1 protein-coding gene is annotated in these 1,575 nt (G+C 63.6%); it reads right to left on the minus strand.

The genetic code is table 11. The annotated features are described in order from the left end of the window. Nucleotides 1-103: 103 nt before the first annotated feature. Nucleotides 104-1,498: an IS1380 family transposase gene (locus ACT3UE_RS15725; RefSeq protein WP_102598821.1), complete on the minus strand. Its 1,395-nt coding sequence runs from the start codon at nt 1,496-1,498 to the stop codon at nt 104-106. Between the last annotated feature and the right edge of the window lie 77 nt (nt 1,499-1,575).

The raw sequence follows: 1,575 nt of genomic DNA on the forward strand, positions 1-1,575 counted from the left end.
TTGAGTGTAAGGAAACTGGGCACTACTCAGGGCCCGGCCTCGCTGCCGATGATGTTCCACGATGGTTCCTGATGATGCCGTTGTCCGGCTGGTGAACGATCAGTCAGACTCGCTGAGGTGGTGCATGAACGGCAGCGAAGAGCTTCTCCCACGCCTGTTGCCAGGGCCATGCCTCGGGCAGGTGCAATCGGATTCGACGGGCACTCGAGGCGATCCGGGCCGGGACGTTGACAAGTTTGTCCCGGATCGTCGCGGTGCGGGCCTTGCGGAACCTTCCCGCCGCCAGTACCCCGGCGGTCCGGGTGAGGTTGTAGGCCATGACCGCGGCGGCCAACCAGGCACTGTTGGCTCCGAAGTGCCCCGAAGGCAAGTGCGCCAGGGCACTGTTTTTCAGGTCCGCGTTCACCTGCTCGATAACCGCATGGCGGCGGTGGGTCTTGTCCATGACGACGGTGCCCATGGCTTCCATGGACACGGTGGTGAAGAACGCGTGGAACCGATGGGCATCGAACAAGGTTGGTTGCCCGTCGGTTGCCTTCGGATTCAGCTCCGGAATGCGGCGTACCACCAGTCGGCCGGGAACCCGGTCGGCCTTCTTCCGGGAGGAGAAAGCGGTGAAGTCAATTTCGGCGACCTCGGCTTTCGAGATCCAGGCACCGGCGGTCTCGTCGAAGATCGCATCGGTGTATTCGATGCTTTCCCACGCGGCCTCCTCGATTCCGGAGATGGCGCGTTTGACCGCGGAGTCCATGCGCGCCGTCACCGAGACATCGGCACCGCCAGCCAGAGCCGTGGAGATGACGGCATGGCCGTAATACGCGGAGTCGAAGCGGCAGAGCACTGGCGATTCGGCATGGATCCGTCCCAGGGTCGCCAGGGAATCGGCAACGAGACGTTTGGCGCCACGCGCCGAGTTCGCGGCCCCTTTGCGCAGGCGCTGGGCCAGGATCACCGGGGCAGTATCGGCGGTGGAGGCGATGGCCAGCACCGCGTTGAGCCCACGGACCCCTGAATATCCGTACCCGGAGCCCTGCTTGGCATAGCCGTGGACCTCGATGATCGTGTCATCGACATCAACGAACACGAACTCCTCGGCACCAGGATCGCCCAACAGCGGTGCCCTGTTTGCGAGGTTTCCCAAAAAACGAGAGGCAACGGCGTCGAGCTGGCGGACGTGCCCGAAGGAGAAGGACCGCAAGAAGGATCCCAGGGTCGAGGGGGCGTAGCAGGAGCCGAAGAGCCGTTTCATCCCGCCGTGGCGCAGCACGGTCATGTCATCGATGGAATCGGCTCCGGCGGCCATCCCGGCAACCAGCGCTGCGGTCTTCGCGCCGGCGTTGGCACCTTTGTCGGTCGGCACGCTCAGCTGCCTGTCCGCCAGCTCATGCAGGCCAGAGTCGCGGGCCAGTTCCATGACCGGGACCAGACCTGCCGCCGCGATGAGGTTCGGTTCGTCGAACGCGGCTGACAGGGCCGTGGGAGTGTGGGAAACTTGCATCTGCGAGATGCCCTTCTTCTTCAGGAAATTTGTACTGTCGCAAGTCCAATTATCCTTGAAAAGTCGGGCATCTCCGC

Source organism: Arthrobacter sp. 179 (genome assembly GCF_052379645.1).
Classification (GTDB): Bacteria; Actinomycetota; Actinomycetes; order Actinomycetales; family Micrococcaceae; genus Arthrobacter_H.

Bases quoted from the DNA above. Each gene is read 5' to 3' on its own strand.
- ACT3UE_RS15725 (WP_102598821.1), bottom strand. From the start codon at position 1,498: ATGCAAGTTTCCCACACTCCCACGGCCCTGTCAGCCGCGTTCGACGAA.